The sequence below is a fragment of the Cryobacterium sp. Y82 genome, from assembly GCF_002929495.1.
GTDB lineage: Bacteria > Actinomycetota > Actinomycetes > Actinomycetales > Microbacteriaceae > Cryobacterium > Cryobacterium serini.
In genome coordinates, this window is the sequence record NZ_PJJJ01000003.1 from 1 (window position 1) to 1453 (window position 1453).

At 64.2% G+C, this 1453-nt stretch carries 1 protein-coding gene; it reads right to left on the minus strand.

The window, feature by feature from the left end; translation table 11 throughout:
- Nucleotides 1-103: 103 nt before the first annotated feature.
- Nucleotides 104-1411 carry a hypothetical protein gene (locus CXY70_RS17915; RefSeq protein WP_199183300.1) on the minus strand — a complete coding sequence of 436 codons (1308 nt, stop codon included), beginning with the start codon at nucleotides 1409-1411 and terminating at the stop codon, nucleotides 104-106.
- Between the last annotated feature and the right edge of the window lie 42 nt (nucleotides 1412-1453).

Sequence of the window (1453 nt, forward strand, 5' to 3'; positions counted from 1 at the left end):
GTTTGTGGTGGGGTGTGCGATGTGGCGGGCCTCGCGTGCTGTGTGCACGTGGGGCCCGCCTGGTTCCTGCGAGGGAATTCTGGGGTGGGGTTAGCCGGGGTGGTTAGCCTTTTTTGATGACGACGGGGGTGTTGTCGGTGTAGTAGTTGCGTTGGAAGTCGATGATGGTGGTGGTTTTGGCGATGACGGCGCAGTTGGCGACCTTGGTGTCGCGGCCGAATTTGTTGTCTGTGATGATGGTGCCTTTGAGGGGGCCGTAGGCTTTCTCGGCGATGTTGACGGTGCAGGCGCCATTGTTGGCGTAGTTGTTGGTGTAGACGAAGTTGGAGACGACTCCGCGGTCTTGGGTGATTTGCACGGCGGCGCTGTGGGAGTCGGTGAGGCGGTTGCCGATGACTTTGACGTTGTTACCGCTTTGTACCTGGATGGAGTCGTCGTGGCTGGGGGATCCGCCCTGGTTGGGGTCGTTGAGGTAGTGCATGTGGTCGTGGATCCAGCTTTTCTGGATGAGGACGTTGCTGCCGGTGACGTGGATGCCGTCGATGATGTTGTGGATGTTGAGGCGGGTGGCGGTGAAGTTGTAGCCGTAGATGCCGTTGGCGTGGGGCGAGGCGACGGCCGGGAACAGTTCGGTGTCGGTGATGACGAGGTTGCTGTAGCCGCCGAGGTTGTTGATCAGGGCGCCGGGACCGTTCATGGTGCGGCCGCGGATGATGGAGTTTTTGATGGTGACGTTGGTGGCTTGAATTTTGACCAGGCCGCGGATGTCGAGGCCGTTCAGGACGGTGCCGGGCGTGGTGACGTTGATGTCACCGTTGACGATTTTCAGGGCTGTTCCGGCGGGAACACCGGTGTTGGACGCGGACGGCGTACCCGACGTCGGCGCCACCACAGCCGGAGCCGGAGCCGGAGCTGGTGCTGGTGCAGGAGCTGGCGCGGGTGCTGGTGCTGGGGTGGGTGCGGGGACGGTTGTGGCGGTGTAGCCGACGATGGTCATGGCGACGGTGACGTTGGCGGTGGCGCTGGCGACGGTGATGGTGCCGTCGGATTTGCTGGTGACGGGGACGGTGTAGGTGCGTTCGGGGCCGTCGCCGGCCGGGGCGGTGAAGTAGTACCGCTGGGTGTTTTCTGGACCCACCAGAACCTTGATGTCAGTGCGGGCCGACGCGGTCGTGTCGAACATGACATCAACGGTGGCGGCGCCGGCCGGGATGGTGCCCAGGTCGCGGGTGACTTTGCTGCCGGCGGGAACGGCGACCGAGGTGGTGTTCTCGGCGGCGTGGGCGGGCAGAACCGCCAGGCCGCTGAAGGCGACGGCGAACGCGCCAGCGGCGGCGATGAGGGCCAGCCGCCGCGACGGGCGAGTGGAGCGCACGGAGATGGGCGAAGCGAAAACAGTGGGGGAGGTCATGGTTCACATTTCGTCTAGAGCACAGATTCGGGAGGGTGCGGG

What these genes read in the sequence shown, in the direction of transcription:
- CXY70_RS17915 (WP_199183300.1), bottom strand. Translation starts at nt 1,411, where the DNA reads ATGACCTCCCCCACTGTTTTCGCTTCGCCCATCTCCGTGCGCTCCACT.